Raw genomic sequence first — 26,722 nt, 5'->3', positions numbered from 1 at the left:
AGCAAGTAAAGCAAAAAATCCGTCGGTTCTTGAAATCGAACGACGGCGCATCGCACGGGAGACACCACACTATCCGACGCACCTTCACCGTTGACGCCGCTGAATGTGACAGAACGGCATCACTACGCCCCCCCTCACCAACCAACGCAATTATCAATGTTTACTTGCACAGTACGCAAACTATATCGTTCCCCCACAGACGGACCCTGCTGAGCTGGGAACGGCTGCGCAGATCTCAAGGGGAAAGATAGCAATGCGTGGAGAGAAGAAGCTGCAGAGTTATGCAGCGGTGGCTGTCTCTGTGGCGATGTCGGCCGGCCTAGCAGGAGCAGGAGCCCGAGCACAGGAGCAAACGCAGACGGAGCTGCCGCCCGTCCAGGTGACCGCTCAAGCCAAAAAAGCGGCTGCAAAGAAAAGGAAGGCCGCTCCGGCCGCAGCAGCACAGCCCTCTCCCGCTGTCGAGGCCGAGCCGGTTGCCAGCACTGAGGCTGCCGAGGAAACCCGCGGCAACCTCTCATCGGATGGCGGCGTCGATGGCTACCGCGCCACACGCACATCGACGGCGACGAAAACCGATACCCCGCTCAAGGATATTCCCCAGTCGATCACGGTGGTTCCCAAAGAGCTGGCCAAGGACCAGGGCTCGCGCGACATGCGCACAGCGCTGTCCTACGTGCCGGGCATCGTCGTCGGCCAGGGCGAAGGCCACCGCGATGCGCCAACCATCCGCGGTGTCAGCACGACGGCCGACTTCTTCGTCGACGGCGTGCGCGACGACGTGCAGTACTTCCGCGATCTCTATAACGTTGATCGCATCGAGGTCCTGAAGGGCCCCAACGCCATGATTTTCGGCCGCGGCGGCGGCGGTGGCGTCATCAACCGCGTCACCAAGAAGGCCGAGGGTGAGCGCATTTACGAAGCCACGACGACCTACGGCTCGTTCGATACCAAGCGCGTCGAGGTTGATGCCGGCCAGGCAATCAGCAACGATTTTGCCTTCCGCATCCTTGGCATGTACGAGGATTCCGGCAGCTACCGCGACTTCGTGGATCTCGAGCGCTACGGCATCAACCCGAAGATCATGTTCCGCCCCGACGACAACACGAAGGTGCACCTCGCGTACGAGTACTTCAGAGATGACCGCACCGTGGATCGCGGGATTCCGTCCGATAGCCGCACCGGCAAACCCGCCAAGACTGACGACAGCACATTCTTTGGCAACCCGGATGACAGCTACATGTACTTCAAGTCACATGTGGCGACCGCGACCATCGAACATAAGTTTGACAACGGCGTGCAGGTGAAAAACCACACGCAGTACGGCGACTATGAGAAGTTCTATCAGAACGTCTATGCCAACAGCGCATTGGGCAATGCGGGAACAATCACGCTTGGCGCGTATAATTCGTTGATGGAGCGAGAGAGCATCTTCAACCAGACGGATGTGTCGGCGAAAGTGGATATGGGCAGCGGCATCCGCCACACGCTGCTGGCCGGCGTCGAGCTCGGCCATCAGCAGACAGACACGCTGCGCGATCCGGTCTCTGGCAACTACGGTCTCGCAGACGGTTGGAATCCGGTCGTTCCGTTCGATGATCCCGTCACTTTCACCTCCCCTCCGTGGGGAACCAAAGAGGGCCCTCTGAACCGCACGGAACTCACTCTTGCGGGCGTCTACCTCCAGGATCAGCTTGAAATAGGGCGCTACTTCGAGGTCATCGGAGGCATTCGGTTCGACCGCTTCGATCTCGACTTCTCTAATTCCGACGGCGCCGCAGAGGCACGGGTCGACGAGGTCTGGTCGCCCCGCGTCGGCGTCGTATTCAAGCCGCTGGAGCAGCTTTCGCTCTATGCAAGCTACTCGAAATCGTTCCTGCCGTTCTCTGGTGAGCAGTTCAGCACGCTGAGCGCCGCGAATGCCGACATGCGGCCAGAAGAATTCCTGAACCGGGAGATTGGCTTCAAATGGGACGTGGCGCCCCGTCTCTCGTTCACCGGCGCTCTCTTCATGCTGGACCGCGAGAACCAGCTCGTTGCGATCGGGGGCGGCGAGAGCGCTCAGATCGGCAAGACCCGTACAGAGGGCGGCGAACTGACTTTAACCGGCTATGTCACGGACAACTGGGAGGTCGTCGCGGGCTACGGGTACCAAGTGGCGGAAGTTCTGGAGGGCGGAAGGACCGTTTCGTCCACGACGGGCAACGAGGTCGCCCTCGTCCCGCGCCATACTTTCTCACTGTGGAACAAATATCACTTCATGCCCAACTGGGCTGCAGCTGTTGGCGTTGTTAGCCGTAGCGACATGTACGCGAGCATAGATAATACAGTAACGCTGCCCGGCTTCGCCCGTCTCGACGCGGCGCTGTTCTGGGACATCAACGAGAACCTGGCGGCGCAGCTCAACGTCGAGAACGTGCTCGATACCGAGTACTACTCGACGGCGCATAACAACAACAACATCACGCCCGGCTCACCGCGCGCTTACTTCCTGACCGTCACGAGCCGGTTCTAAGGACGCGTAAAACGAGACGGGGATGACACCAGCACTGGTGCCATCCCCGTCCCGTATGAACAACAGACGCTGCTTGCGCGCGCAGGAGACGATTAGCCGAGGCTACGCCTCGCCACCCTCTCCGTTTTCCGCGTCCTCGCCCTCATCCGAAATACGCTCGACCGAAACCACGTGCTCGTCCGCGTCAGTCTTGAAGATGCGCACGCCCTGCGTGTTGCGGCCCGCGATACGCACATCGTCGACAGGACAGCGGATGAGCTGCCCGCCGTCCGTCACCAGCATGATCTGATCCGAATGCTCGACCGCGAACGACGCGACGAGATCGCCGTTGCGCTCGTTGACCACCATGGCGACGATGCCTTTGCCGCCACGCCCGGACGTCCTGTACTCGTACGACGAGCTACGCTTGCCGAACCCACGCTCGGAGACGGTCAGCACGAACTGTTCCTTGGCCGAAAGCTCGGCGTAGCGTTCGGGTGAAAGCTCGGCAGCCCCGGCCTCCTCGCCCTCCTCCACCTCGACCTCGATCTCCGCAGCCTCGCTCTCCTCGCCGCTCTCGCTGCGTCGGATCTGCGCCGCCTGCTTCAGATAGGCACCGCGCTCAGCCGGCGACGCATCCACATGCGTTAGGATCGCCATCGAGATCACCTCGTCGCCGTCATCCAGCTTGATGCCCCGCACGCCAGACGAATCGCGCCCTTTGAACAGGCGCACCTCATCCTTGATAAGGAAGCGGATGCAGCGGCCCTGCGCCGTGGTCAGCACCACGTCGTCCTCGGGCGAGCAGATCGCCACCGAGACGATACGGTCAGTCGCGCCGTCCTCGCCCGCGTCGAGCTTCATGGCAATCTTGCCGTTGCGGTTGATGTTCTCGAAGTCGGTGAGCGCATTGCGGCGCACGCCGCCGCTCTTCGTCGCGAACATCAGCTCGAGCCTGGACCACGTCTCCTGGTCCTCCGGTAACGGCAGGATCGAGGTGATCACCTCGCCCTGCGCCAGCGGCAGGAGATTGATCAGCGCCTTGCCGGCTGACTGCGGCGTCGCAGCGGGCAGTCGCCAGACCTTCATGCGGTAGCACATGCCGCGCGACGAGAAGAACAGCACCGGCGTATGCGTCGAGGTGATGAAGATCTGCGTGACGAAATCCTCGTCGCGCGTCGCCATGCCCGAGCGGCCCTTGCCGCCGCGCCGCTGCGCCCGGTAGGCCGAGAGCGGCACGCGTTTGATGTAGCCCTTGTGCGACACGGTGACGACGACGTCCTCGCGCGCGATCAGATCCTCGTCCTCGACCTCGCCCTCGATGTCGACGATCTCGGTTTTACGCGGCGTCGCAAACTCGTCCTTGATGGCGGCGAGCTCGCCCTTGACGATGTCGATGATCCGCAGCCTCGACGATAGGATCGCGAGGTAGTCCTTGATCTCCTCGGCGATCTTCTTGAGCTCATCGCCGATCTCGTCCCGCCCCAGCGCGGTGAGGCGGGCAAGACGCAGTTCCAGGATCGCCTTCGCCTGCTCGTCGGAGAGCTGGTAGGTCCCATCCGCTGCGAGCCCATGCCGCGGATCGGCGATCAGCTCGATCAGCGGCGCCATGTCCTTCGCCGGCCAATGGCGCTCCATGAGCTGGGCTTTCGCTTCCGCCGGCGACGGCGAATAGCGGATCAGCTTGATCACCTCGTCGATATTGGCGACCGCGATCGCGAGACCGACCAACGTGTGCGCCCGCTCGCGCGCCTTGAACAACAGATAGCGCGTGCGCCGCGTCACCACCTCCTGGCGGAAGCTGGTGAACGCCTCGATAATGTCCCGCAAGTTGAGCTGCTCGGGCTTGCCGCCGTTGATCGCCAGCATGTTGGCGCCGAACGTGGTCTGCAGGTCGGAGTAGCGCCAGAGCTGGTTCAGCACCACGTCGGCAATGGCATCGCGCTTGAGCTCGATGACGATGCGCATACCTTCGCGGTTCGTCTCGTCCCAGATGTCGGCGATGCCCTCGACCTTCTTCTCGCGCACGAGATCGGCGATCTTCTCGATCAGGGTCTTCTTGTTCACCTGATACGGAATCGCGGTGACGATCAGGGCGTCGCGATCCTTACGGATCTCCTCCACCTCGACCTTGGCGCGCATGATGATCGAGCCGCGGCCCTTGTGATAGGCGTTGAGCGCACCGGCACGTCCGAGGATGAGCCCCCCGGTCGGGAAGTCCGGAGCCGGGATGATCTGCGTCAGGTCGTCGATCGTCGTCTCGGGATTGTCGAGCATCAGAATGCAGGCGTCGATGACCTCGCCGAGGTTGTGCGGCGGGATGTTCGTCGCCATGCCGACCGCGATGCCGCCGGCACCGTTGACGAGCAGGTTCGGGAACTTCGCCGGCAGCACCGACGGCTCCTGCAGGCGGTCGTCGTAGTTCGGCTTGAAGTCGACCGTCTCCTTGTCGAGATCGTCGAGCAGGAAGCCCGCGATCTTCGAAAGCCGCGCTTCCGTGTAGCGCTCGGCCGCCGGCGGATCGCCATCGACGGAGCCGAAGTTGCCCTGCCCGTCGATCAACGGCACGCGCATGGAGAAGTCCTGCGCGAGACGCACGAGCGCGTCGTAGATCGCGAGGTTGCCGTGCGGATGGAAGTCGCCCATCGTGTCGCCCACGACCTTGGACGACTTCATGTGCTTCTTGTTCCAGTCGAGGCCGAGCCTCTGCATGGCGTAGAGGATGCGCCGATGCACGGGCTTCAAGCCGTCGCGCACGTCGGGCAATGCGCGCGAGATGATGACACTCATCGCGTACTCGAGGTACGAGCGCTTCATCTCGTCCTGGATCAGAACGGGCCGGATATCGCTCGGACCCGACGCGCCGGGCCGGTCGCTGGTGTCGCTCAATGTGGAAGTCCCGCTTTAGGGCTAGGGACGGCGCCGCTCATGCGCGCGTCCACGGGCCGGAATGATGCTTTTTCAGTCGCACCGAGTTTACCCGACGGGCACCCGCGACCGCAATGGCAACGCCGCCGAAAAGCCGTCCCGTCCCCCGCGAACGCACGGGAACGAAAGGCCTTTTTCGGGCATTACAGGGCACCCGGCACCAGACTTGTCAATAAGTCGCGCCTGACCCTTCGTCCGCCTTCGGGTTTTCACCGTTGCGTGCTTGAACAGCGTTCGACCGCACCCCCAACTCGCACGCGGTCTTTGACTGACCAGGAAACGAATCACATGAAAAACTTGTCGCTATTTGCTGCCGCCTTGCTCGCCGCCGCGCCGCTGGCCGCGGCCCGGGCCGATACCACGTTCGTCCCGGCCCAATCCGACACCGAGTACCTCGCCAAGGATCACCTGATCGGCGCCAAGGTGCACGGGGCCGAAGGCAAGATCGTAGGCGACATCGAAGATCTGATCGTCAGCGCCGACAACCAAGTCGTCGGCGTCGTGATGGGCACCGGCGGCTATCTCGGCTGGGCAGAAAAAAAGGTTGGCGTCAGCCTCGCTTCGCTCAAGTTCGAGGAGAAGGACGGCACGCTGTTCGTCTCGCTGCCGGACCTGACCAAGGAGTCGCTTGACACTGCTCCCGAGTTCCAACGCAAGAAGCCGCCGAAGTCGCTGTTCGACCGCACCAAGGAGAAGCTCAACGAGTTCTCCGACAAGTCGCAACCGCAGATCGACGAGGCCAAGAAGAAGGCACAGGAAGCCTACGACGCCGCCAAGGAAGCCGCTGGCCCGGCATATGAGAAGGCCAAGGAAGCCGTCTCCGGCGCCATCGACTCGGCCAAGGAAGCCGTCGGCGGAAGCGAGCAGCAACCGGCACCGCCCGCGGAGGCGCCTCCGGCCGAGCCGACGCCGGAGCAGCCCGCTCCCGCCAATCCGTAGCTCATAGCAAAACCAATCCGGCCGATGCGCAAGCATCGGCCGGGGCCGCTTTCGAGGTTACCCTCGTCGCAACGACGGGCGCTACCATGCTCCTTTAACGATATCGAGCGCTTCTGCCCGCGCGCAAAACCCCGTAAACACATAGTCGAGTTTCACGAACGATCAGGAGCGGAAGCGTGCCGCCGCGTCATATAACGAGCGTCCTCATGCTGGCGCTGGCGGCCAATGCCGCAGCAACAGCGGCCACCTTCACGGCCGCCCTCTTGACCGGTTCGACAGCCATGCTTGCGGCCGCGCTGCTGACGCTGGTCGCCGCGGCCAACCAAGGCCTCCTGCTGCTCAACATCAGCCGTGCGCAACAGCCCGCCGACGCCGCACATCCCTTCGGCTACGCCAAGGAGCTGCATTTCTGGAGCTTCGTCGTCGCGATCCTGTTGTTCTCGCTGGCGGCGGGCATCGCGATTCATGACGGCATCGGCGCATTCGTCGATCCACGTCCCGTTATCGGCCCGCGAACGGCCTACCTCGCCTTGGGGATCGCATTCGTTGCCGTCGCACTGGCGACGGACAGAGCCGTCCAACTGCGCCGCGAAACGACGCAAACGCTGCGCGCGCAGCGCAGCCCCGTTCTTTTCACCGTGCTGACCGAGAACTTCGCTGCGCTCATCAGCTTTGCCGTTGCCTTCGTGGGCATCGCGATTTCGGATACGGCCTTGCTGCCCGCAGCCGACGGCGCCGCCGCCACGCTGATCGGATTGCTGCTCGGCGCCGTCGCCGCGATCATGAGCATCGAGGTCAGAAACCTGATCCTCGGCGTGGCGGCTCCACCCGAAATCCGCCGCGAGATCCATGAAGCGATCGTCGCCGAGGTCGGGCCCGGCCGCCCGATCCGCGCCGTGAACGAGATCCGGACCATGCACCTCGGTCCGCGCAGCCTGCTCGTTGTTGCGAGCGTCGATCTCGAGGATCGAGAGCCGGCCGCCAATGTCGAGGCCGCGGTATCGCGCATCGAGGCGACGCTCAGGGAGCGTGTCCCGTCGGTACGCCGCATTTTCATCGAAGGGCAGTCCGCCACCGATTACGTCGCGACCGAGCGCGCAATGGAAGACCGCATGCACGCACGGCCATCGTCCGCCGAGCAGAAGAACGCGCCGAGAACGGCTTCCTTGCTATCCACGCCACGAGCCGGACCGGACACTCAGCCAGAAGCCCCTCGCCCGCTTAATCGCAAAGAGCGCAAGCGCCAAAAGCACCTAAATCGCCGGTAATCGGCTCGCTAAAAAGGATCGAACTCAGTCTCGGCTCTCGAGTATCGGGCAGAAGAGTAACTCTGATCCGCAATAAACCTATTGCAGACTGTACAATTCCAACCCTCGGAGGAGCGTTCTGGAATTAGACGCACCAGCTTTTGGCCACCGTCCCAGCAGGTCTGACAGAACGGCCCATCTTTGCCGTCACCGATCACGCGCCAATAGTAGTAACGATCGAATGTAAGAGCCGTTGAAACAGCGATCCGGTCGCGCAAGAGCCTGTTCTCCTCACGCAACCTAAGTACTTCTTCTCTCAGGTTCAGGTGGGCTTCGCGCAATTCGACAATTCGTTCCTGAGCTTCAAGGGTCGAACCCTTCTTCACAAGATCGATGATATCCTTGAAATCCGGCAGGGCCATCGCTCTCACTCGCTAGAACGGGATCTCGTCGTCGAACGGCTTGTCCATGCCACCGCCGCCCTTCGAGCCGCCACCGCCACTGCGGGCCGGACGCCGCGTCTCGCCACCGCCGCCAAAACCGCCACCGCTGTTATCTTCGCCGTAGTCGGCCTGCCCGCCTTCACCGAGGCCACCGCCGCCCGCGCGCCCATCGAGCATCGTGAGCTGCCCGTTGAAGCCCTGCAGCACGACCTCCGTCGAATAGCGATCCTGGCCTTGCTGATCCTGCCACTTGCGGGTTTGAAGCTGGCCCTCGATGTAGACCTTGGAGCCCTTGCGCAGATACTGCTCCGCGACGCGGCACAGGTTCTCGTTGAAAATCACCACCGAATGCCATTCGGTCTTCTCACGCCGCTCACCACTGTTGCGATCCTTCCAGGATTCGCTGGTGGCAATGCGAAGGTTGGCGATCGGACGCCCGTCCTGCGTGCGCCGGATCTCAGGATCACGTCCGAGATTTCCGACCAGGATTACCTTGTTGACCGATCCGGCCATGACCTCACTCCCTGTTGTCCGGCTATTGAGCGGCGACCTCTGCCCGCCGCCTCACGTGCGCGCCCATCCGCGGCACGCGACTCAAGTTGCAGCACCCTACCCGCAACGCCCCGCCGGCGCGAACGAGCGCCACGGTTGTCCCAAGCTTTTTCATTTTTCCCACGCCACCGCGCGGGGTTGGCCACCGAAGCTCTCACGGCGCAAAGGGCCATACGGGGCAGCTCACACCCAAAGTTCTCGTTATGTTCTAGCGTCTCGCAGGCGCCACCGCAAGTCCTAGCCACCCTGCGCGATGTCCGCGGCCGTCGCCAGGTCCTTGACCACCTTCGGCGGCACGGACTTCGCGGCCGGACAGGAGGGCGACACCAGACGGTCGTACACGACGGTGACGTCCCCTTGGAACTCGGGCCGCTGCGCCCGCCGCGCGACCCCGGTTGCCACGGCCCCGTTGCTCCAGCGCGGTCGACACTGAAGACGCGCGAGATAGTCCGTGATGCGGGGCTTATAGAATTCAGGATAGGACTGCGCGCCGGCAGATGCCAGCCCTTGCCAGAGGACATAGTCCGACGACGAGCCCCACTTGGCGAGCTCGCCCGCATCGGCGAGCGGTGTCAGCGCCTCGGAGAGCCTAGCCCGCACGCGCCGGCTCCTGATGCCCTCGATGTCCGACTTGAGCTTCGCCACTTCGCTCTCCTGCGGCTGCGCCAGCGCAAGCCCCGTCAGGTCCGCGAGACCCTCGGGGTCTGCGAGCGGGGATGCCGTCTGCCACACTTTCACTTCGCGCAAGTCCGCCCCGACGATGCTGGCACCCTTAAGATCGCTTCCCCGCAGCGACGCGCGATAGAGTGCGGCACCGTCGAGCTTCGCCTCGCGCAGCCTCGCGGCGTCCAGCATGGCGTGGCTCAGGATGGCGGCGGTGAGATCCGCATTCGTGAGATCCGCTCCGACGAGGCGCGCCCCCGTCAGATCTGCGCCCTGCAGATTGGCGATCAGAAAGTTCGCACCCTCTGCGCGTACACCGCCCGTGAGATCAGCCTTTTCGAGCCGCGCCGATGCGAAGTTGGCGCCCACGATCAACGCGTACGTAAGCTCGGCACCTTCGAGCTTCGCATCGTTGAACTGCGCCCCACGCAGGTCGGCGCCAGTGAGCCGCGCGCCATCGAGACGCGCCCGCGTGAGCTTGGCGCGCCGCGCGATGACGCAGTTTGCGGCCTCGCGGTCCTCCGTCAGCACGAGATGCGTGATGTCCGCGCACTGAAGCCACGCACCGCGCAGATCCGTGCCGATGAGCGAAGCGCCGCGCAGATCGCTGCCCGTAAGATCGACCTGATGCAAGTCCGAGCGGTCGAGCTTGGCAAAGCGCAGATCGCGCTCGCGCAGGCTGAGCGAGGGCTCTCCCGGCGTCTGCTCCTTGTCGACAACGAGATCCGTATCCACGACCTCGATGTTGCGCTTGAAGAGACCGAGTAGCGAACCCTCGGAGCCGAACGCGAGGAAGGGAATGGCATAGCCTGAGACGAACCTAGGCCCCGACGTACTCTCGTCTTCGTTATCGAAGCCGAGAACCCGCTGAACGAAGCGATCGGCCTGCTCGCCCGGAATGGTCGCGACGAAGAACGACATCAGCCACACAATCACGAGCACGACGCAGGTCGCAATAAATCTGATCGGATACGCGGATGTCGTGCGCACGAAAGCCTGCGTAAAGGACGTCTCGGCACGCATCAGGAACAGACCGATGGCAACCAGCAGGGCAATGTCGACAACGAGCGCGATGCGATGCGTCCACGTGATGCCGACGTCGTGGTAGGGCAGGAACACGACTTGGATGTAGAGCAGCAGCACCACCGGCAGCACCACGACCGTGAGCCAGCTCATGCCATGCAGCAGCGTGCCCATCACGCGGCTTCGGCAAGGCCCCGCTATGGCCTGCACGAAGAAGAAGTTATTGAGCTCGAGCCGCAGCGGATGCGTGCGCCGGTCGGTCGGCTCCAAAAGGCGAACGGCGTGGTCGTATTCGAGCGCCTCGCGCGCGAGCAACGCCAGCTGCGAGACAAGCCCGACATGGATGAGCACGAGCACGATGGGCGCGAACTGGAAGAACTGCCGGAGCTGAATGTCGACCTCGAGCAGCGGCAGCGAAACCGGCGTCTCGAGCAGAAGGTCTTTATGTGTGACACCCGCCACCGCGATCGTGAGATACGCCATGACAGCGAGAAAGATGAGCCAGGCGGTGTGCGCACTGTCGCTCGAGCGGTTGATGGCTTCGAGCAGGCTATAGGGATTGACCGGCGTTTCACCCTCAGGTGCGCCACGAGCCAGATCGCTCATCCCGGAACCCCTCGATACGGACAAAAAATACGGGCACGGACTTCTTCCTGACATTAAAGGAGGAAGTGTGTCGCGCGGCCAAGGCATGCCGGCACCTATCGATGCGCTTTTTGCGACAGGTGTTGCCCGCGAAGCCCCAAAAACAGCTTACAGCGAGCGCGCAATTTGTTGGAAGTCCAGGCTTTAACGTTGCCGCCGTGCCCGATCGAAGTTAACAGAGGCGAGAAGGGGGCGAGATCGGTGGGCCAGTGACAGACGCCGCTCGCGCCGAAAGACTGCGTGGCGACCGCGTGAGCGCCGAGATCGAAGTAGGGTGCGAGCTTCGTGTTGTACGATTGCAAGAAGTGTCCAGGCTACTGCTGTTCCTATCCGCTGATCCCGCTCGACAAGCGGGACGTCGAGCGACTGGCGGCTCACCACGGCATGACCTTCGAGGCCGCACGGCGCGCCTTCACCCGCGAGGCGCATGGCCGCAAGTACGCCATGAAGCGCAAGCGGGACAAACACTTCGGCGCCATCTGCCGCTTCTTCGACACCACCCACCGCCGCTGCACGGTCTACCACGCGCGTCCCGCTGTCTGCCGCTCGTTCCCCGGCAAGGGACGCTGTGGCTACTACGACTTCCTGTCATTCGAGCGGCGCGCGCAAGAAGACCCGACCTGGGTTGCTGTAACCACCAACCGCTGAGCCAAAAAAAATAAGAGTTTTCAACAAGAAAAATCGGAGCGCTCAAGCTGCTCAGAAGCAAATTTAAGTAAAATGTTAGCAGCCCTTTACCTACGCTGAGTCCCTGACCCTGCTTGTCTGGCGGAGAATGCCGCGCGCGGACACGAATACGCGCCCCCGGTCGCGCCCCTCCGCCTCGCTTTGCGCGATGAGAAGGAGAATCTCATGACCCTCGTGACGCGCGCCGTAACCGCCTTCGCCGTGCTGTCGCTTGCGGCCATCCCGGTCGCAGCACTGACCATCAAGAACTCCTCCTCCGACGACGTCTCCGTCGGCGTCGACAACGGCACCGAGGAAGGCGTCTACAAAGTGCCGCCCGGCGGCACGGTCGACGTCACCGAGGACTGCAGCGCCGACTGCGCAGTCACCGGGCCGTGGGGCTTCTCGCAGCTGGTTCCGCAGAACGCCACCATCGAGACCGACGGCGCGGCAACGGTAACCGTCGGAACAGGCTCCGAGACCCGCAGCCTCGTGCCGCAGAACCCCATTGTCAGCGACACCGCGGAGCAGGGCGCCGCGCCGAAGGCAGCGGAGCCGGCCGCCGCCCCTCCCGCCCCGAAGGCCAAGCGTCAGGCCAAGAAGCGAAAGTCCAAAAGCAAACAGGCGAAGGGTGGGGCCCCCGGCAGCTGGGAGCTGCTGCTTCAGGGCCCTAGCAAGAAATAGCAAAAAACAAAGGGCGCCTTCAGAGAAAGGCGCCCCACAACAGGCCCGCCGCTACGCGGGCATACGCAGCTCACTTCGAGCGTGAGAGCCGGATGACGGCCGATCCCTTCGTGCTGGTTAGACGCACGACTTGGCTCTTGCCGCTGACGGAGATCTGGATCTTGCCGGAAGTGTCAAACTCCGGGTTGTAAAACGTTCCCCGGTAGTTGCTTCCCCTGCCGCGCACGAAGGCGGTCTGTGAGACCGTACCCGACTGCGTCGCGCAGCTCGCCCTGACGTCGTAGGCGCGATCGCCGCTGGGACTGAAGGTGGCGCGGCATCGGGCCTGTTCGGTCGCGCCCGAACTGAACTTCACGGTGCCGCCGCCCCGCCAGGAGCCAGCCAGGTCGGGATCGGCGAGCGCCGGCGTTGCGAGGCTTCCCGCAAGCAGCATGGCGCCGGACGCCAAAGAGAGAAACGTGCTTCGCACTACTTTCTGCATCAGTCTCCCCTTTATGTTATCGCGAGCCGGTACATTGGCCAGCACGCTGAGCATCCCAATATACGCCGAGGCGCGACAGGCGGACCGGAGATCGCGGAATATTTTTACTGAATTGATACCTGCGCCGCCGCGAGAGCATCCGGCAGCGCACGCTCGAAGAGGGCAAGATCCTCGTCCCGCCCGCAGGAAACGCGGATGCAGCGGTTGAGGGGTGCAACGGCAGGTTTACGCGCAAAAATGTCCCGCTCCAGAAGGGCCTCAAGAACGGCTCCGGCAAAAGCACCGTCCGCCCCACAATCGAGGGTGACGAAGTTCGCCGCCGACGTGAGCGGCATGAGACCGTTTTGACGGGCAATGTCGGCGATCCTTTCGCGCGCGCGGCCGATTTTGCCGACCGCTGCGGATAGATAGGGTTGGTCGGTTAGCGCTACAAGCGCACCGATCTGGCCGACGCGATTAATCCCGTAATGGTTTCGCACTTTCTCGAACACCAAGATCAGCTCGGATTCGCCCAGCGCATAACCGATCCGCGCCCCGGCGAGCCCATAAGCCTTGGAGAACGTACGCAACCGGAGCACCTGGGGGTTGGCGACGTCGATCGGCGGGATCGCATCGGCCGGCGCGGTGTCGCAGTAGGCCTCGTCGAGCAGCAGCAGCACCCCATCGGGCAACGCGGCGATCAATCGGCCGATCTCGTCCGCCGACCACCACGAACCCATGGGGTTGTCGGGGTTGGAGACATAAAGCACGGCGGCGTTCGTGGCCCGAACCGCGGCCAGCAGCGCCTCGAGATCCTCGCGATCGTCGCGATACGGAACCTTAACCAGCTGGGCTCCTTGAACCGCAACGTGGAAGTTGAAGGTTGGATAGGCCCCGTCCGACGTGACAACCACGGCCCCCGGCTCCGCTGCCATCCTGATGGCGAGGCCCAGCAACCCATCGATCCCCTCCCCGATCACGACGTTGTCGGCGCGCACGCCATGGTGGCGCGCCAGAGCCTCCCGCAGGTCGTGGCTTTCGGGGTCCGAGTATTTCCAGTTCTCGGCCGCCGCCTCGGCCATGGCGCGTACGGCGGCAGGGCTTGGCCCGAACAGGCTTTCGTTGGCACCAAGCCGCGCCGCGAACGGCCGCCCGCGCGCCCGCTCCTGCGCTTCCGGCCCGACGAAGGGCACAAGCTTCGGCAGACCCCGGACGATGCGCGTCAGCGGCGGACCCTTCATGCTTTCCTCAGATTAGGCCGAGTTCGGTGAGCGCGCGGCGCATCTCCGGCGGGATACCGGCGAGGTCGGCGTCTCGGCCGCCAAGGTCGGCGGGAGCATCCTCGTCGGTAAGATAGCGCCAACCCTGGAACGCACGGCGCGGCGCAGGGCGCACCGGCACAAGTTTGGGATCGAGCATGATCCGGCAGCACGGGCTGCCATCCTCGCGCGCGCCCTCCGTAAAGCCGACCAGCCTCTGGCGCACCTGGATGACGCCTTTGATCACCCAGTAGAGCGATCCGCCGGCGAGCAGCTCGCCCTGTCGCTTCGGCGTCTGCGCCGTGGCATGGAAGATTTCCGCCGCTTCGCCGCGCGCCTTGCGCTCGCGGAGCCGCTCGGCCTGCCACGCGGCCAGCTCCTCGATCGCCGCGACGCCGACACAGAGCTTGATGATGTGCAAAGCCATCGGCGAAGACCGCTCTCACTCGTCGCTGCAGAACCCCGTGTACTGCCCGAACACCGGACTGCCAAGCACACCGCCATGGCGCGAGTGCACGGCCGGATACTTGCCGGTCTTCTCGTCCTTATCATAGACGGTCGTGAGGTTCAGGAAGCCCTCGTTGACAACCTCGAGGTAATGATTGGCGTTGATCGCCCGCACGACGCTGAGCTTGCCCGGCTTGGCATCGGGCGCGACCTTGAGCAGCGCGGTCTGCTTCTCGAGATCGATATCCTGGATGCTAAAAGAAAGAGGTGTCGAGGGTTTCGATTCAAACGCCCCGTTCGCATAGCTCTGCGAGGCCCCGTGCTCGAACACGCACGCGACATTCTTAGGATTTTCGTCCGCCCTCGCAAGCGGCACGGCCGCACCGAGACAGAGCAGCACAGCAAGAAGACGGATCCGGCCGCATCCGCCGCGACAACCGCCGAGCACCGAGCCATCCAGCATGTGCGCCTCATTTCGAAAGGGTCGCCGAAGAATTCCGGCACCCGAGCTTGAATGCTTCCTGACCGGAAGCACCATGGAACCAAGTCTAGAGCTTTTCCGCGTTTCGATGAAAAGGGGAAGCCCCGGAGACGCGAGGCGTAGCCCGCCGGACGGAGCCCGGTCAACACGGCCTATCGCAAGGCCTTGCTCTCGCCGCGTTTTTGGGTGACACCGCGACAGAAATGTCGCCCACCGACTCGTCAGCCCCTCTAGAGTACACGCTAGGCAACGACAATCGACCGCAGATGACGAGTCCAGCCAAAGCGCAAGTATCCGCCATCCTTGCCGCCCTTCTGCTCGGAGCATGCGCCTCCCAGACGGGAAGCATCGCGCCTACCGGCAGCCTCGGCCCCACGGCATCCATCTCGCCGTCGGCGGAGACCGTGTCGCGGCTGCCCGCGGCCGGCAGCTATCAAATGACGGCCGAGGAGATGGGGCATGACTGCCGGACGCTGACGGGGCGCATGGCTGTCCGTATCGTCCAGATTCGCGATTTCAAGCAGCGCGCACAGACGACGGGCCTATCGCGTGGCCTGCAAACCGTCGCCAAGCCCGCATACGGCGGCTCGGGCGAAGGCACAGACCCCGATGCCCGCTACGCGCGCGACAGGGCCATGCTGGAAGCCTACAACCACCGCCTTGCCGGGATGAACTGCGCGAACTTCGATCTCGAGGCCGAGCTGAACTCCACCGCCAAGGGCCCGCCGCGTACACGCCCGCTGCCCAAGACCTGATATAGCTTGACCGCTAGGGCGCCGGGAAAAGCTCGTCGGTCCGACCCAGCGCACGATAGGCCACAAGACCCAGCCACTCGTTGAAACCGAGGTCGAGCCGCATGAGCCCCTGCGGAATGCGCTCGAACAGCCGCGTCACGTCCTCAGGCCCGCGCGTGCGGTAGTCGACCGGATAGGCGATGACGTCGAAGCCGGCTTTGCGGAACAGGCCTATCGCACGCGGCATATGGAAAGCGCTGGTCACGAGATACCAGCGCTCGCCGGGAGCCGGCTTCACCAGCTCGCGGGTGAACACCGCATTCTCGTAAGTGTTGCGCGAGCGGCCTTCGAGCACGATGCGCTCTTCGGCAATGCCCGCATCCGTCAGAAACCGGGCGACAGGAACGACAGCATCGACGTTGTGTGAAAGCAGTCCGCCGACGCCACCCGTAAACACGAGCTTTGCGTCGGGGTGGCGCAACGCGAGCCGCAGCCCTTCCGTCACGCGCTCCGCCGCCTCGTTGAGGCCGAGACCGCCACGCCCCGCCGAGACCCAGCCGTCCTCGAACCCGCCGAGCAAAATGATTCCATCGACGCGATCCGTCGCGGACGGCGGAGGCACGGCGGCGAAACGTTGCTCGAGCGGCAGCACGAGGAGATTGCCGACCGGCAGCAAACCGCCGACGATCAGCACGAGCACACCGCCCCAAAGGAGACGGCGACCGAGCCGGCTGATGGCACCGTGCCGCGTCAGCCAGAGCCCCGCCAAAAGGCAGAGCACGGCGACTGACGACGGCTGCGCCATCAGCGCGAGAATTTTCGACAGAGTGAAAGGCATCGCTCTCTAGATCAGCGTGGCCCTAGGGGCATGCCACTTTGCGCATATAGGCCTTGTCCGCATAGCCTTCGAGCGAGCCTTTGCGCACGGCGCACCAGAATCCACGCGGCGTGCAGAAGAGCTTGCGCTGCTCCAGGATATCGCCACGGCGCGCGACGCCGACAACGGGAGACGTGCTGAGCGGCCGGGCACGCAGGTTGAGACTCGCGGCGGTCACGCGGTAGCAGCCGTAGGTCGCAGCTTCCGCTTCGCTCGAACTCCCACCGGTGAGACCCGCGCAAACCGCGAGCAAAGCGCCAGCGAGACACAACGTTGATTTGATTTTCATGGACTGTACCCTCCTTCGACACAGCGAGCCCGGATGAACGACTTGAATGTCTCCTGGGACCCCGCGCCGAAATAATGCCGATTACGGATAAAAGTGTGGCCGACGGGGACGGATTTGCACACCGCCGCGAAGCCCTCTAACTGAAAGGCGCACGAGATCTGAGGCTTGAAGACGTAACGAGATGACGAGCATGCCAGAGACCGCCGCACCGCCGGCAACCGTGCCTTGGCCACCGATCCTCGTGGCCGGGCTCGTCGCGGCCGCTGTCGCGCTCAGTTACGCTTTTCCTCTCGCCTGGCCGGGCGAGAGCGATCTTCTGGGCCATATCGCCGGCCTCGGGCTTGGCGCGACCGGCCTCGCGCTGTTCGTCTGGGCGGCCCTGACGCTCCACCGTCACGGCACGACGATCCTGCCGGACAAGGCCGCCGACGCACTCGTCACGGACGGGCCGTTCCGCTTCAGGCGCAATCCTATCTACATCAGCCATGTCTTCATGCTGTTCGGGATCGCAGAGCTCACCCACAACATCTGGTTCGTCATTCTGGCTATCCTCTACATTCCGCTCGTCACCTGGCTCGCCGTGCTGCCCGAGGAGCGTCATCTCGAGGCGCGCTTCGGCGACGCCTATCGCGACTACGCCTCGCGCACGCGGCGATGGATCTGAGGGGCATCTCGTGAGCATCGACTACGGTGAAAGGGAGCGCCAGTTCCTCGAGACGCTGAAAGCAGACACCGGCCGCACGCTCGAGGAGTGGATGGCGGCCATCACTGCGGAAGGGCTATCCGACCGCAACGACATCATCGACTGGCTGCGCCGCCAGGGCTTCATGTTCTCGAAGGCGTCCTGGATCGAACGCATTCACCATAACGGCGGACGCCCGATCTACGCCGACACCGGAGCGGCGCGCTCCCGCACCCGGTCTCGCCCGGCACCGCAGCATCGACCACCGTTTCTGGTCGTCGCCGACACCATGCCATCGGCGCCCAAGCCACTGGCCACGACACCGCCACCGCCTGCGCCCCCCGCCCCGCCTCCGCCTGCCTCGGCACCGCGAGTCGAGCGGACAGCTGCACCGCTGCTGGCGCCTGCGAAAGAAGATCCCGCCGTGCTGGAGACGCTGCTCGCCCGCGCCAAGGCCTTCCGCCCGCTCGCCGCGTTCACCATCGCCGAGATCAGGAAGGCCCTGCCGGACGTGACCATGACCCCGCGCGACGGCTACGTGACCTTCCGCGTGCGCGAGGCCGATTTCGCCCTCCTCGCCATCACCGCCAAGGAACTCCGGCTCGGCCTCACCCTCGACAGCGCGCCGGCGGGCCTTGCCCTCGAGGCGCCACGCTTCCCCGCCGTCCGCGGCGCCCCACCCGTGACCCACATGATCGTGCTGACCGACGCCCGCCAGATCACGGCAGCGCTCCTCGCAGCCGTTGTACAGGCCTCCTCGCGCACCTAACTCCACATCGGCGCACTCAACATCGATTTGCCGGAATTGCGCCGCTTCATCGCGTCGTCGAAGGAGGCTCGCGTGACACCATCGGTTCGCCCCGCTGCCCATAGAACGCTCGCGGCCCTGCTGGCCGTAGGCGTATTTCTGGCAAGCCCCGTTGCCGCCACCGAGGCAACCATCAAGGATCGCATCGGCGAACTCCTGAAGACCGATGCCGCCGATCCCAAGGCCACGCCCTCCGAGACCCCGCGGGATCCCCGCGAAGGCGATCCCTCCTACGAGCAGGCGCGCGCGCTGATGAGCGCCGTCGATGGCATCCTGAAGGATGTGGCCGAGCAGCGCGCCGAAGCGCGCAAGCTTCCTGCCAAGGACGAGTTTCTGGTCACACCAATATGGACCGAGACCCGGGAAGACCGCGAGGAGCGCATTCGCAAGCTGCTCGACGCCACGCTCGGCATCGTGACCGACGCACCGGTGGTCGAGGTGCAAAAGCGCATCGAGCAGCACCGCCGCAACATCCGCGACCTCGAAGCGGGCATCGTTACGTTCAAGGAAAAGCAGATCACGGCGCCGAAGGACGCCATGCTCCCTGGCCTCCTGACCGATACGGTCGACAGCCTCGCCGCCAAGATCACCGACCACAGGGCACGCATCGCCGAGAACGAAGCCGGCATCAAGGCTGCTAAGACTGAGATCGCCGACGCCCTCGTCAAGTCCGGCGTCGACCTCGCCCCCGAGCAGCTCGACCTCTTGCTCGACGGCGTGCTGTCCGGCGATCTCGTGCGCCTCGTCGCAACATTCCATGCGGCAAAAGTCATCGACGGCCAGCTCGCACGTCTGATGACCGCGACAGCCGACAGCCCCGGCGCCGCGCGCAAATACTTCGCCATGCATGCGGCGCTGTTCGCGCTGCTGGTGCACGCTCAGGATTCGACGATCCGCAAGATCGACACGCAATATCTACCGAAGCTCGACGCAATCCTGAAGGATCTGGCCAAGGCGAAGGAAAAAACGCTCGACCTCATGCGTGCCGAGAACCGCCCCGATCAGAAGCGCGCGCTCGAGGCGAACCGCGAAAGTCAGAAGCTCGCCGAGGAGGCGGCCCGCGGCTATCGCCGCTATCTCGCCCAGCAGCGCGAGCAGATCGCGGCGGCGCGCACACGCGCCGTGCACGACTTGCGCATCGCCGACAACACGTTTGAGACGGTCGAAGCGAGCCTCGAGCTGCGCAACCTGATGCGCGAAAGTTCGACGTCGTTCGAGGCCATCCAGAAGCTCGAAGCGCCGACTTTCGAGCAGATCTTCAAGAACGAGGAGCTGCGGCGCGAGTTCGAGAACCTGACGCGTAAGCTCGACGCGCCGACAAGCTGAACGCATCCGCTAGCCGGCAGCAAAGGATGCGTTGCGCATCTCCGTCGCTACGATCGGGTGCCGAACCACACGCGCAAGAGCGCGCGCCAGCGCCGATGCCACGACACGGTCTCGTCCGAGAGCGCATCGAGGAAGTCCGACAGCCGCCGCGACTTGAGAACAGTATAAAGCGTGAGCACGCCGACCGGCACGAACACCGTCAAGAACGCCGCCACGCGCCACCAAGCGGGCTGATCGGTCCAGTCGAAGATGTTCATGCCGATGAACCCGGTCGTCACGGTGCCGACGAGGCCGAAGATCGTCACCACCGTCAGGCGCACCACGGTCTGGTTCTGCTTGCGCATCGCCTCCGCGTCGAGGAAGTCGCCCATGTCCTTGAGTTCCTCCCGCACCTCGCGAAACAGATTATCGAGTTGCAGATGGGCGCGGAGCATGCCGAACAGCTCGCGCACCTGCGCCTGATGCGAGATGTTCTCGAACCAATAGCGGTGGTTGAAGCGCAGGAAATTCTCGTGTGCGCTCCGGATGTCGCGGCGGAAAGTGCGGTTGGCCTTGGGATTGGTGACATCGAGTCGGCTGACCACGCCCACGAGCCGGTCTGAGAACATCAGCAGCGCTGCCTTCTGGAAGTGCGCGATAAGGAACATTAGGAAGTGCTGATGGCGGAAGCGTGAGAGAATGCCCCCCTCCGCGTTTGTGAAAAAGGCGTCCGACCCGTCGCCCGTCACTACCAGCGTATCCCCGGAAGCGTGAAAGCGGACGCTCGCGGCCTTTTTCTCGCTCGTCATGAAGTTCCGATCGTAGCAGTAGCGTGTCTCGAAATCGGCGAGATAGGTCTCGGAATAGGGTAGGTCTCCCTTGCCGGACTCGTTGCCCAAAGCCAGCCGGATTGAATCGGCCCGCGAGATCGCATCCACGCAATCGAGCGATAAAAACGCCATGTAGGGCATCCGATAGTATTCGAGCTGCCGGTAGCGCATAGGGCCCTTGGCGTCCGTGTGGTGGAGCACCAGGGGCGACATGAGGAACTCCCAGTGCGCGGCCGTGGTCGGCGCCCGGTGGCGGCAGACGAAGGAGAGAAACTTCTCGCGGTTCTCGTAGTCGGACGTGGCGAGGACACGCCCGTCGGCCGCCAGCCATTCGACCTTCCACGGGCAATGGCCGCCGCGGCCGTCGGCCTCCTCCCAGTAGGCGGGGTAGGCACGCCCGAACCGGAACATCAGGTCCTGAGCCGTATCGAACGCAACGCCGTCAACAGAGACCTCGAGCGCGAGGATTGCCACGTCGATGTCGAAGAAGAAGTAAAGGTCGACATGCACGACGTCGAGCGTGATCGGTGCGTCGCCCCGGTTGAGCGTCACACGTGCCTGAGCGATGTCGGTCCGGCGCATGACGCAGATCGGGCTCTCGCCGTACACCTTCCTGACGGAGCGCCCGAGACCCTGCCCGTAGAGGAAACGCTGCACCGGCGGCAGAAAAGTCACGAACTCGTTGTAATGGCGTGCCTGGAATTCACACGGATCGCCGAACTCGTCGTCCACCTCGCGCCATGGGTTCTCTGCACCGGATTTTTCGAGCTGCTCCCAATGGTCGTGTATGGACGCGCCGTCGTCGGACGGTAACAGGTAAACCGGCCACAGGAGGATCTGACGAAGATGCTTGACCCGCTTGTCTTGATCCATGGCAATCGGTCCCGATCCTAAGAGCCCCTGATAACCACGGCGCACCACGCGTCCGCAAGCAGCAAGCGCGCAGCTGATGTCATACAAGCGTCACAGGCCGAAAACCTAGAGCAGGATCAACGACGCAAGGCCGAGGAAGACGAAGAAGCCCGTGCAATCGGTGATCATCGTGACGAAGACGCCGGACGCAGGAGCCGGATCGAGCTTGAGCCGATCCAACGCCAATGGGATCAGGATGCCGGCCAAGGCAGCAGCCATCAAATTGACGACCATGGCCATTCCGATCACCGCGCCGAGCTTGGTCGAGCCGAACCACAGGAACACAATGCCCGCCATAATTAGCGACAGCACGAAGCCATTGACGAGCCCCACGGCCGACTCGCGCATGATGATGCGGCCCGCGTTCGCCGCGCCGAGCTTGTTGGTCGCGAGCGCGCGCACCGTCACCGTCATGGTCTGCGTGCCGGCGTTGCCGCCGATCGAGGCCACCACCGGCATCAGCACGGCCAGCGCCACCATCTGCTCGATCGTAGCATCGAACATTTTGATGACAAACGACGCCAGCACCGCCGTACCCAGGTTGACGATCAGCCACGGCACGCGGCTCTGCGCGGTCTGAGTCACGGTGTCGCCGATGCTTTCGTCGCCGACGCCGCCGAGAGCCCTCATGTCCTCGTCCGCTTCGTCCTGGATGACCTCAACGATGTCGTCGACGGTGATCACGCCGACGAGCTTCCCGTTCTCGTCGACGACCGGTGCGCTCATCAAGTCATAGCGTTCGAACTGACGCGCCACTTCTTCCTGATCGGCCGTAGCCAGGACGGTATCGAGATCGGTATCCATGATCTCCGTCACCGGCATGTCGCGCTTGCTACGCAGCAGGCGCGCGAGATCAATCGAGCCTAATACGCGAAAAGCCGGGTCAACTACGAAGATTTCGGAGAACGTCTCCGGCAGGTCATCCGTTTCGCGCGCATGGTCGATAACCTGTCCAACAGTCCAGTAAGGCGCCACGGCGACAAAGTCGCTCTGCATCAGGCGGCCGGCGGACTCTTCCGGATACTCGAGCTGCCGTTCGAGGGCGGCACGTTCGCCCTTGGGCAGTTGAGCCAGAATCTCGTCCCGGTCCGCCTGCTCGAGGTTCTCGATCAGGTAGGCCGCGTCATCCGTATCGAGCTCGGTGACAGCCTTCGCCAGAAGCTCGTTGGGCAGCGCCTCGGAGAGCTGGTCACGGACCGTCTCGTCGATCTCGGACAGCACTTCGTAATTGAAGGCCGGCCCCAGCGCCTGGATCAGCGCGACGCGATGCTCCGGAGAAAGAAGCTCGATGACGTCGGCGAGGTCGCGAGGATGCAGATCGATGACGAGCCCCGCCGCACGCTGGCTCTCGCCCTCGTGCAGCGCCAGCGCCACGTCCCGCACCAGATCAGCCACGCTGATCTCGTCGGCTTCGGGGGGCGGCTGCTTCTCGTCCACACCTGTCATCGGAACTCCAAGACGCAGTCTTGAGCGGCTGCATCCGGGACGCGGCCGCGGGAGGGCCCAAGCTGCGGGCCATTCCGGAGGGAGGCCCTAGCATAGCCGTCACATCCGCAACACTACGATCGGCGAAAAATCCGCCGCGGCCCGAAGCGGTTGCAATTTAGCTACAAACTCATTTACGAACCTGGTGCAAACTACGACGGCCCGAAAGATCCGATGCGGGGTTGGAGAGGGCAAGGGGAGACGACCGATGCGCGCCAGTCGGTGCACATGGCTGGCCTTGGCATTTGTCGCGACAATGGCGGCGGCGCTGGCCCCAGCGGAGACCCTGGCCGAAACCGGGTTTGGCTTCCCGGCGGAAGCCGCGGCGAACCTCAGAGATAGTCAAGAGCAGGAGGTGTCCGTCGGACCCGTCCGCACGCATCCGGGCACGGGCGTGTCCGGATGTGAAGGCCGTTCCGACGTTCTCGGTGTCTCGCGCGTGGTCGAGATCGACACCACCTCCGGTCCCGAGTTCGGCGACCAGTACTCGAAGACCGAGCCGAAATTTCTCGAGCCCGGCGAGATCGTGCTGACCTTCGACGACGGCCCCGCGCGCCGCTACACGATGCCGATCCTCGAGGCGCTCGACGAGCAGTGCGTCAAGGCCACCTTCTTCTCCGTCGGCCGCATGGCGATCTCCGATCCTGCCACATTGCAGGAGGTCGCCCGGCGTGGCCATACCGTCGGCACGCACACCTGGTCACACAAGAATCTTTCGGCACTCGGCGCGGCGGCAATGAAGCGCGAATTCGAGCTTGGGCTTTCAGCGGTCTCGGCAGCCCTCGGCAGCCCCGCCGCTCCATTCTTCCGCTTTCCCTACCTCGGCCATAACAACGCCTCGCGCAATTATATCCGAAGCAGAGGCATCGGCGTATTCGGGATTCACGTGGACTCCACGGACTTTCGCACCAAGAACCCCGCCGTCGTGCGCAACAACATCCTGACGCGGCTCGGGCGGGAAAAGAAAGGCATCCTGCTGTTCCACGACATCCAGCCGTCGACCGCAGGCGCGCTTGCGACGCTGCTCGAAGAGCTGAAGGAGCGCGGCTACAAGGTCGTGCATATGGTCAGCAAGCATCCGGCCGTAACATTGCCGGAGTACGACGCCATCGCGGAAAAGTCGCTGCGCGCTAAATCCGTGGCCGCTGCAAAATCACCGCTGGCCGAGCGCTCTGCGACGTGGCCTGTCTCGGGCCCCGAGCCCGACGAGGTCCAAACGCCTGCAAAACCATCGGCGCCCAGTGCGCGGCCCGCCAACCGGCCTGCGAAGCCGCAGGACTGGTCCAACCCCTCGAATGACCCATGGCAGCTGCGCTCCTTCGGTTGGGAGTAAGGCAGCAGCGCCCCCAAGGGACCGAGCCCCAAAAGCCGCGCTGATACATATAATTACCCTTGCGGCGGCGGCGCGCTTGTTGCGCCGTCCGAAATCACCGACAGTCCCGCGTACCGTCGAAGTCGCCAGCGAGGCCCGCCTTGCGCGTAGCACGGAAAAACTGGATCGCCTGTGGGCTTGCCGCCTGGGTTGTGTGCGCATCCTGGCCTGCGGCAGCATGCCCGAATCCTGCCAAGGCCCTCGGCGTCTCGCGCGTGCTCGAGATCGACACTGCGGGCGGGCCGATCTTCGGCTCCATGACCCGGCGCGAGAAGGAAGCAAGCTTTCTAGCCCCGAACGAGGTTGTGCTCACCTTCGACGACGGCCCCGTGCCATGGGTCACCAAGCCGATCCTCGATACGCTCGATAAATACTGCACCAAGGCGACGTTCTTCTCCGTCGGCAAAATGGCCGTGACCTATCCCGCCATGGTCAAGGAAGTCCTGGCGCGGGGTCATACCGTCGGCACGCACACGTGGTCACATCCGAACAATCTGACGCGCCTCAAGCCCGAAAAGGCCCACGACGAGATCGAGCGCGGCTTCGCCGCCGTTGCCCTCGCCGCATCCGCCGATATCGCGCCGTTCTTCCGCTTCCCCGGCCTGAACGATAACGATGAGCTTCTGACGTACCTGCAGGCGCGCGGCATCGCGAGCTTCACCGTCGATGTGATCTCCAACGACAGCTTCATCGGCAGCTCCCAGCGCATCGCGGAGCGGACGCTCCGCGAGGTGACGGCACGACGCGGCGGCATCCTGCTGTTCCACGACCTCAAGCGCCCAACCGCAAAGGCCCTGCCCGCAATCCTCGCCGGTCTCAAGGGGAAGGGCTTCAAGGTCGTGCACCTGCATGCGAAATCTCACCTCGTGCCGCTCGGAACGCTCGACGCGGAGCTGCAGCCGCTTTTGGCCAAGGCTCCCGCCCGCCACCTCGTGCCGTTCTACGGCCCCGTCCCGCCACCGACGACGGCCGACGGAACCGACCCCTCCGTCAGCGAGCTGGCGCCTCCGGCCAGGACAAGGCTGGAGGAGCCTGCACCCGAGGCCGGCGACCGTCAGGCCTCGTCGGACTGAAACCCGGCCACAGGGTCGCCGGAAAACACCCGAGTTCGAAAGACTTGCGCCGGCGAGCGGGATGTGTGCTCACCTGCCACAATTGGATCGTAAAGCTAACGGAGCTGGCCGCATTCAGCTGCCGTTCAGCTACAGCGCACTATCTGCGACGGATTGTGGACGCTTCACCCGTTTAGGCTCATCTTGGGGGAGCTGACATTGGCGGACGACCACTCGGGTCCGCAGTTGCGCACAAGTCCGGCCAGTTCTCTGCAACCGACCCTGGTCGAAGGTGCCACACATGTTTAAGGTCTGGACCGCAAGCGCCCTGCTCGCCCTGTCGGCCGGCGTTGCGTTCTACGTCACCGACGGCAGGATCTGGGACACGGCGCGCACGAACATCGCAGCGCTGTGGAAGCCGGCTGCGTCCTCGCCCTCCGAGACCCCGGCAGCGAAACAGCGCCCCAGGATATCCGACCCCACGAGCGTCGCCGTTGAGGCCGCGTCGGCAATCGCCACCACCTCCACGCAGGACTTGCGCGCCATCGGTACGCTGCAGTCCGACGAGAGCGTGCAGATCACCTCCGAGATCGCAGGACGCATCACCGAAATTCTGCTCTCCGAAGGAACCCCGGTCTCGGCCGGCGATGTAATGGTGCAGCTCGACGATGCCTTGGCCAAGGCCGAGGTCGCCGACGCGCAGGCACGCTACAATCTCGCGATGGGCAATCTCGGACGCGCCAACTCGCTCGCCAAGTCGGGTAACGTCACCGAGCGTGCTCGCGACGAAGCCTCGACAAACGCTGAGACGACGCGCGCCGCACTCGAGCTCGCCAAGGTGCGCCTGTCGAAGCATGCGATCCGCGCTCCCTTCAACGGCATTGCCGGCATTCGCAAGGTGTCGCCCGGCGCCTATGTCGAGGCCGGCCAGCCCATCGTCAACCTCGAGAAGATCGATACCCTGAAGATCGACTTCAAACTGCCCGAGCTGTTCCTCGCCCAGGTCGCAACGGGGCAGACAGTCGAGATCTCGATCGACGCGCTGCCCGGCAAGACCTTCACTGGCACCATCTACGCCATCGACCCGCATATCGATGTCAACGGCCGCGCGTTGAGCATCCGTGCGCGGCTCGAGAATCCGAACTTGATCCTGCGCCCCGGCCTGTTCGCGCGTCTGCGCGTCAAGGGTCAGGTGAAGCGCAACGTGCTCGTCGTGCCGGAAGCGGCGATCGTTCCGCGTGGCGAGGAGAAGATCGTCTACACCATCGAGAACGGACAGGCGCTCGAGGTTAAGGTCGAGCTCGGCGCCCGCAGCGACGGCGTGGTCGAGGTTCTACACGGTCTCGGCGAAAACGCCATGGTCGTCGTCGCCGGTCAGCACAAGCTGAAGCACGGCACCTCCGTCGAGGTCGTTGTCAGCGGCACACCCGGCGCGCGAGGCACTTGAT

24 protein-coding genes are annotated in these 26,722 nt (G+C 64.0%); 12 read left to right on the top strand and 12 right to left on the bottom strand.

The annotated features are described in order from the left end of the window. Positions 1 to 253: 253 nt before the first annotated feature. Positions 254 to 2,512 (top strand): TonB-dependent receptor, encoded by a 2,259-nt coding sequence (locus CS1GBM3_RS01380; protein WP_072390363.1) that lies wholly within the window; start codon positions 254 to 256, stop codon positions 2,510 to 2,512. 102 nt (positions 2,513 to 2,614) lie between these two features. Here the strand turns inward: CS1GBM3_RS01380 and gyrA are convergent, their stop codons facing one another. Then, positions 2,615 to 5,380, bottom strand: a complete 2,766-nt coding sequence (gyrA, locus tag CS1GBM3_RS01375; RefSeq protein WP_072390361.1) for a DNA gyrase subunit A — start codon at positions 5,378 to 5,380, stop codon at positions 2,615 to 2,617. A gap of 327 nt (positions 5,381 to 5,707) precedes the next feature. Between gyrA and CS1GBM3_RS19410 the strand changes: the two genes are divergently transcribed. Beyond that, positions 5,708 to 6,358 (top strand): PRC-barrel domain-containing protein, encoded by a 651-nt coding sequence (locus tag CS1GBM3_RS19410; protein WP_072390359.1) that lies wholly within the window; start codon positions 5,708 to 5,710, stop codon positions 6,356 to 6,358. Positions 6,359 to 6,534: 176 nt separating this feature from the next. Beyond that, positions 6,535 to 7,626 (top strand): cation diffusion facilitator family transporter, encoded by a 1,092-nt coding sequence (locus tag CS1GBM3_RS01365; RefSeq protein WP_139247724.1) that lies wholly within the window; start codon positions 6,535 to 6,537, stop codon positions 7,624 to 7,626. Between the two features lie 8 nt (positions 7,627 to 7,634). On the opposite strand, the gene CS1GBM3_RS01360 is transcribed toward CS1GBM3_RS01365, so the two are convergent. The 3 genes from CS1GBM3_RS01360 to CS1GBM3_RS01350 all read right to left on the bottom strand — a co-directional run bounded on the left by CS1GBM3_RS01360 (position 7,635) and on the right by CS1GBM3_RS01350 (position 10,892). Beyond that, a complete protein-coding gene (locus CS1GBM3_RS01360; RefSeq protein ID WP_072390352.1) occupies positions 7,635 to 8,027 on the bottom strand; it encodes a hypothetical protein in 393 nt (130 codons plus the stop codon). 12 nt (positions 8,028 to 8,039) lie between these two features. Next, complete coding sequence (locus tag CS1GBM3_RS01355; protein WP_072390349.1) at positions 8,040 to 8,561, bottom strand: single-stranded DNA-binding protein; 522 nt, start codon at positions 8,559 to 8,561, stop codon at positions 8,040 to 8,042. Positions 8,562 to 8,837: 276 nt separating this feature from the next. Continuing rightward, on the bottom strand, positions 8,838 to 10,892 hold the full coding sequence (locus CS1GBM3_RS01350; protein WP_072390345.1) for a pentapeptide repeat-containing protein: 2,055 nt from the start codon (positions 10,890 to 10,892) through the stop codon (positions 8,838 to 8,840). A gap of 324 nt (positions 10,893 to 11,216) precedes the next feature. Between CS1GBM3_RS01350 and CS1GBM3_RS01345 the strand changes: the two genes are divergently transcribed. Next, complete coding sequence (locus CS1GBM3_RS01345; RefSeq protein ID WP_072390342.1) at positions 11,217 to 11,579, top strand: YkgJ family cysteine cluster protein; 363 nt, start codon at positions 11,217 to 11,219, stop codon at positions 11,577 to 11,579. 204 nt (positions 11,580 to 11,783) lie between these two features. Continuing rightward, positions 11,784 to 12,281 (top strand): hypothetical protein, encoded by a 498-nt coding sequence (locus tag CS1GBM3_RS19905; RefSeq protein ID WP_072390339.1) that lies wholly within the window; start codon positions 11,784 to 11,786, stop codon positions 12,279 to 12,281. 70 nt (positions 12,282 to 12,351) lie between these two features. Here CS1GBM3_RS19905 and CS1GBM3_RS01335 read toward each other — a convergent pair whose 3' ends face one another. From CS1GBM3_RS01335 to CS1GBM3_RS01320, 4 genes are all read right to left on the bottom strand, one after another. Beyond that, positions 12,352 to 12,762: a hypothetical protein gene (locus CS1GBM3_RS01335; RefSeq protein ID WP_083566940.1), complete on the bottom strand. Its 411-nt coding sequence runs from the start codon at positions 12,760 to 12,762 to the stop codon at positions 12,352 to 12,354. A gap of 104 nt (positions 12,763 to 12,866) precedes the next feature. Further along, positions 12,867 to 13,982, bottom strand: coding sequence for a pyridoxal phosphate-dependent aminotransferase (locus tag CS1GBM3_RS01330; protein WP_072390336.1), 1,116 nt, complete (start codon positions 13,980 to 13,982; stop codon positions 12,867 to 12,869). Positions 13,983 to 13,989: 7 nt separating this feature from the next. Next, complete coding sequence (locus CS1GBM3_RS01325) at positions 13,990 to 14,427, bottom strand: DUF1489 family protein (protein ID WP_072390333.1); 438 nt, start codon at positions 14,425 to 14,427, stop codon at positions 13,990 to 13,992. A 15-nt stretch (positions 14,428 to 14,442) separates the two neighbouring features. Continuing rightward, positions 14,443 to 14,910 (bottom strand): hypothetical protein, encoded by a 468-nt coding sequence (locus tag CS1GBM3_RS01320; RefSeq protein ID WP_244534518.1) that lies wholly within the window; start codon positions 14,908 to 14,910, stop codon positions 14,443 to 14,445. Between the two features lie 284 nt (positions 14,911 to 15,194). On the opposite strand from CS1GBM3_RS01320, the gene CS1GBM3_RS01315 reads away from it, so the two are divergent. Beyond that, complete coding sequence (locus CS1GBM3_RS01315; protein ID WP_072390330.1) at positions 15,195 to 15,683, top strand: hypothetical protein; 489 nt, start codon at positions 15,195 to 15,197, stop codon at positions 15,681 to 15,683. A 13-nt stretch (positions 15,684 to 15,696) separates the two neighbouring features. Here CS1GBM3_RS01315 and CS1GBM3_RS01310 read toward each other — a convergent pair whose 3' ends face one another. Both CS1GBM3_RS01310 and CS1GBM3_RS01305 read right to left on the bottom strand, forming a co-directional pair. Then, complete coding sequence (locus CS1GBM3_RS01310; protein WP_072390327.1) at positions 15,697 to 16,500, bottom strand: YdcF family protein; 804 nt, start codon at positions 16,498 to 16,500, stop codon at positions 15,697 to 15,699. Between the two features lie 22 nt (positions 16,501 to 16,522). Next, entirely contained in the window at positions 16,523 to 16,828 is a 306-nt protein-coding gene (locus CS1GBM3_RS01305; RefSeq protein ID WP_072390324.1) for an SH3 domain-containing protein, read from the bottom strand. Between the two features lie 190 nt (positions 16,829 to 17,018). Between CS1GBM3_RS01305 and CS1GBM3_RS01300 the strand changes: the two genes are divergently transcribed. The 3 genes from CS1GBM3_RS01300 to CS1GBM3_RS01290 all read left to right on the top strand — a co-directional run bounded on the left by CS1GBM3_RS01300 (position 17,019) and on the right by CS1GBM3_RS01290 (position 19,644). Further along, positions 17,019 to 17,492, top strand: coding sequence for a methyltransferase family protein (locus CS1GBM3_RS01300; RefSeq protein WP_244534517.1), 474 nt, complete (start codon positions 17,019 to 17,021; stop codon positions 17,490 to 17,492). Between the two features lie 10 nt (positions 17,493 to 17,502). Then, positions 17,503 to 18,279 carry a DUF5655 domain-containing protein gene (locus CS1GBM3_RS01295; RefSeq protein ID WP_072390318.1) on the top strand — a complete coding sequence of 259 codons (777 nt, stop codon included), beginning with the start codon at positions 17,503 to 17,505 and terminating at the stop codon, positions 18,277 to 18,279. A gap of 72 nt (positions 18,280 to 18,351) precedes the next feature. After that, positions 18,352 to 19,644, top strand: a complete 1,293-nt coding sequence (locus CS1GBM3_RS01290) for a hypothetical protein (protein ID WP_244534516.1) — start codon at positions 18,352 to 18,354, stop codon at positions 19,642 to 19,644. 47 nt (positions 19,645 to 19,691) lie between these two features. Here CS1GBM3_RS01290 and CS1GBM3_RS01285 read toward each other — a convergent pair whose 3' ends face one another. Next, positions 19,692 to 21,326, bottom strand: a complete 1,635-nt coding sequence (locus tag CS1GBM3_RS01285; RefSeq protein ID WP_072390315.1) for a hypothetical protein — start codon at positions 21,324 to 21,326, stop codon at positions 19,692 to 19,694. A gap of 105 nt (positions 21,327 to 21,431) precedes the next feature. Next, positions 21,432 to 22,811 (bottom strand): magnesium transporter, encoded by a 1,380-nt coding sequence (mgtE, locus tag CS1GBM3_RS01280; RefSeq protein ID WP_072390312.1) that lies wholly within the window; start codon positions 22,809 to 22,811, stop codon positions 21,432 to 21,434. 247 nt (positions 22,812 to 23,058) lie between these two features. On the opposite strand from mgtE, the gene CS1GBM3_RS01275 reads away from it, so the two are divergent. The 3 genes from CS1GBM3_RS01275 (at position 23,059) to CS1GBM3_RS01265 (ending at position 26,721) form a co-directional block, all read left to right on the top strand. After that, entirely contained in the window at positions 23,059 to 24,183 is a 1,125-nt protein-coding gene (locus tag CS1GBM3_RS01275; protein WP_083566939.1) for a polysaccharide deacetylase family protein, read from the top strand. A gap of 140 nt (positions 24,184 to 24,323) precedes the next feature. Next, a complete protein-coding gene (locus CS1GBM3_RS01270; protein ID WP_139247723.1) occupies positions 24,324 to 25,295 on the top strand; it encodes a polysaccharide deacetylase family protein in 972 nt (323 codons plus the stop codon). A gap of 280 nt (positions 25,296 to 25,575) precedes the next feature. After that, the gene (locus CS1GBM3_RS01265) at positions 25,576 to 26,721 is read left to right on the top strand and encodes an efflux RND transporter periplasmic adaptor subunit (RefSeq protein ID WP_072390304.1); all 1,146 of its coding nucleotides are present in this window, start codon (positions 25,576 to 25,578) and stop codon (positions 26,719 to 26,721) included. The last annotated feature ends 1 nt before the right edge of the window (position 26,722 follow it).

Origin of the sequence: Hyphomicrobium sp. CS1GBMeth3 (genome assembly GCF_900117455.1) — a bacterium.
Taxonomy (GTDB): Bacteria; Pseudomonadota; Alphaproteobacteria; order Rhizobiales; family Hyphomicrobiaceae; genus Hyphomicrobium_C.
The sequence above is the reverse complement of the archived record's forward strand: the minus strand, read 5'-3'. Positions and strand labels throughout refer to the sequence as shown.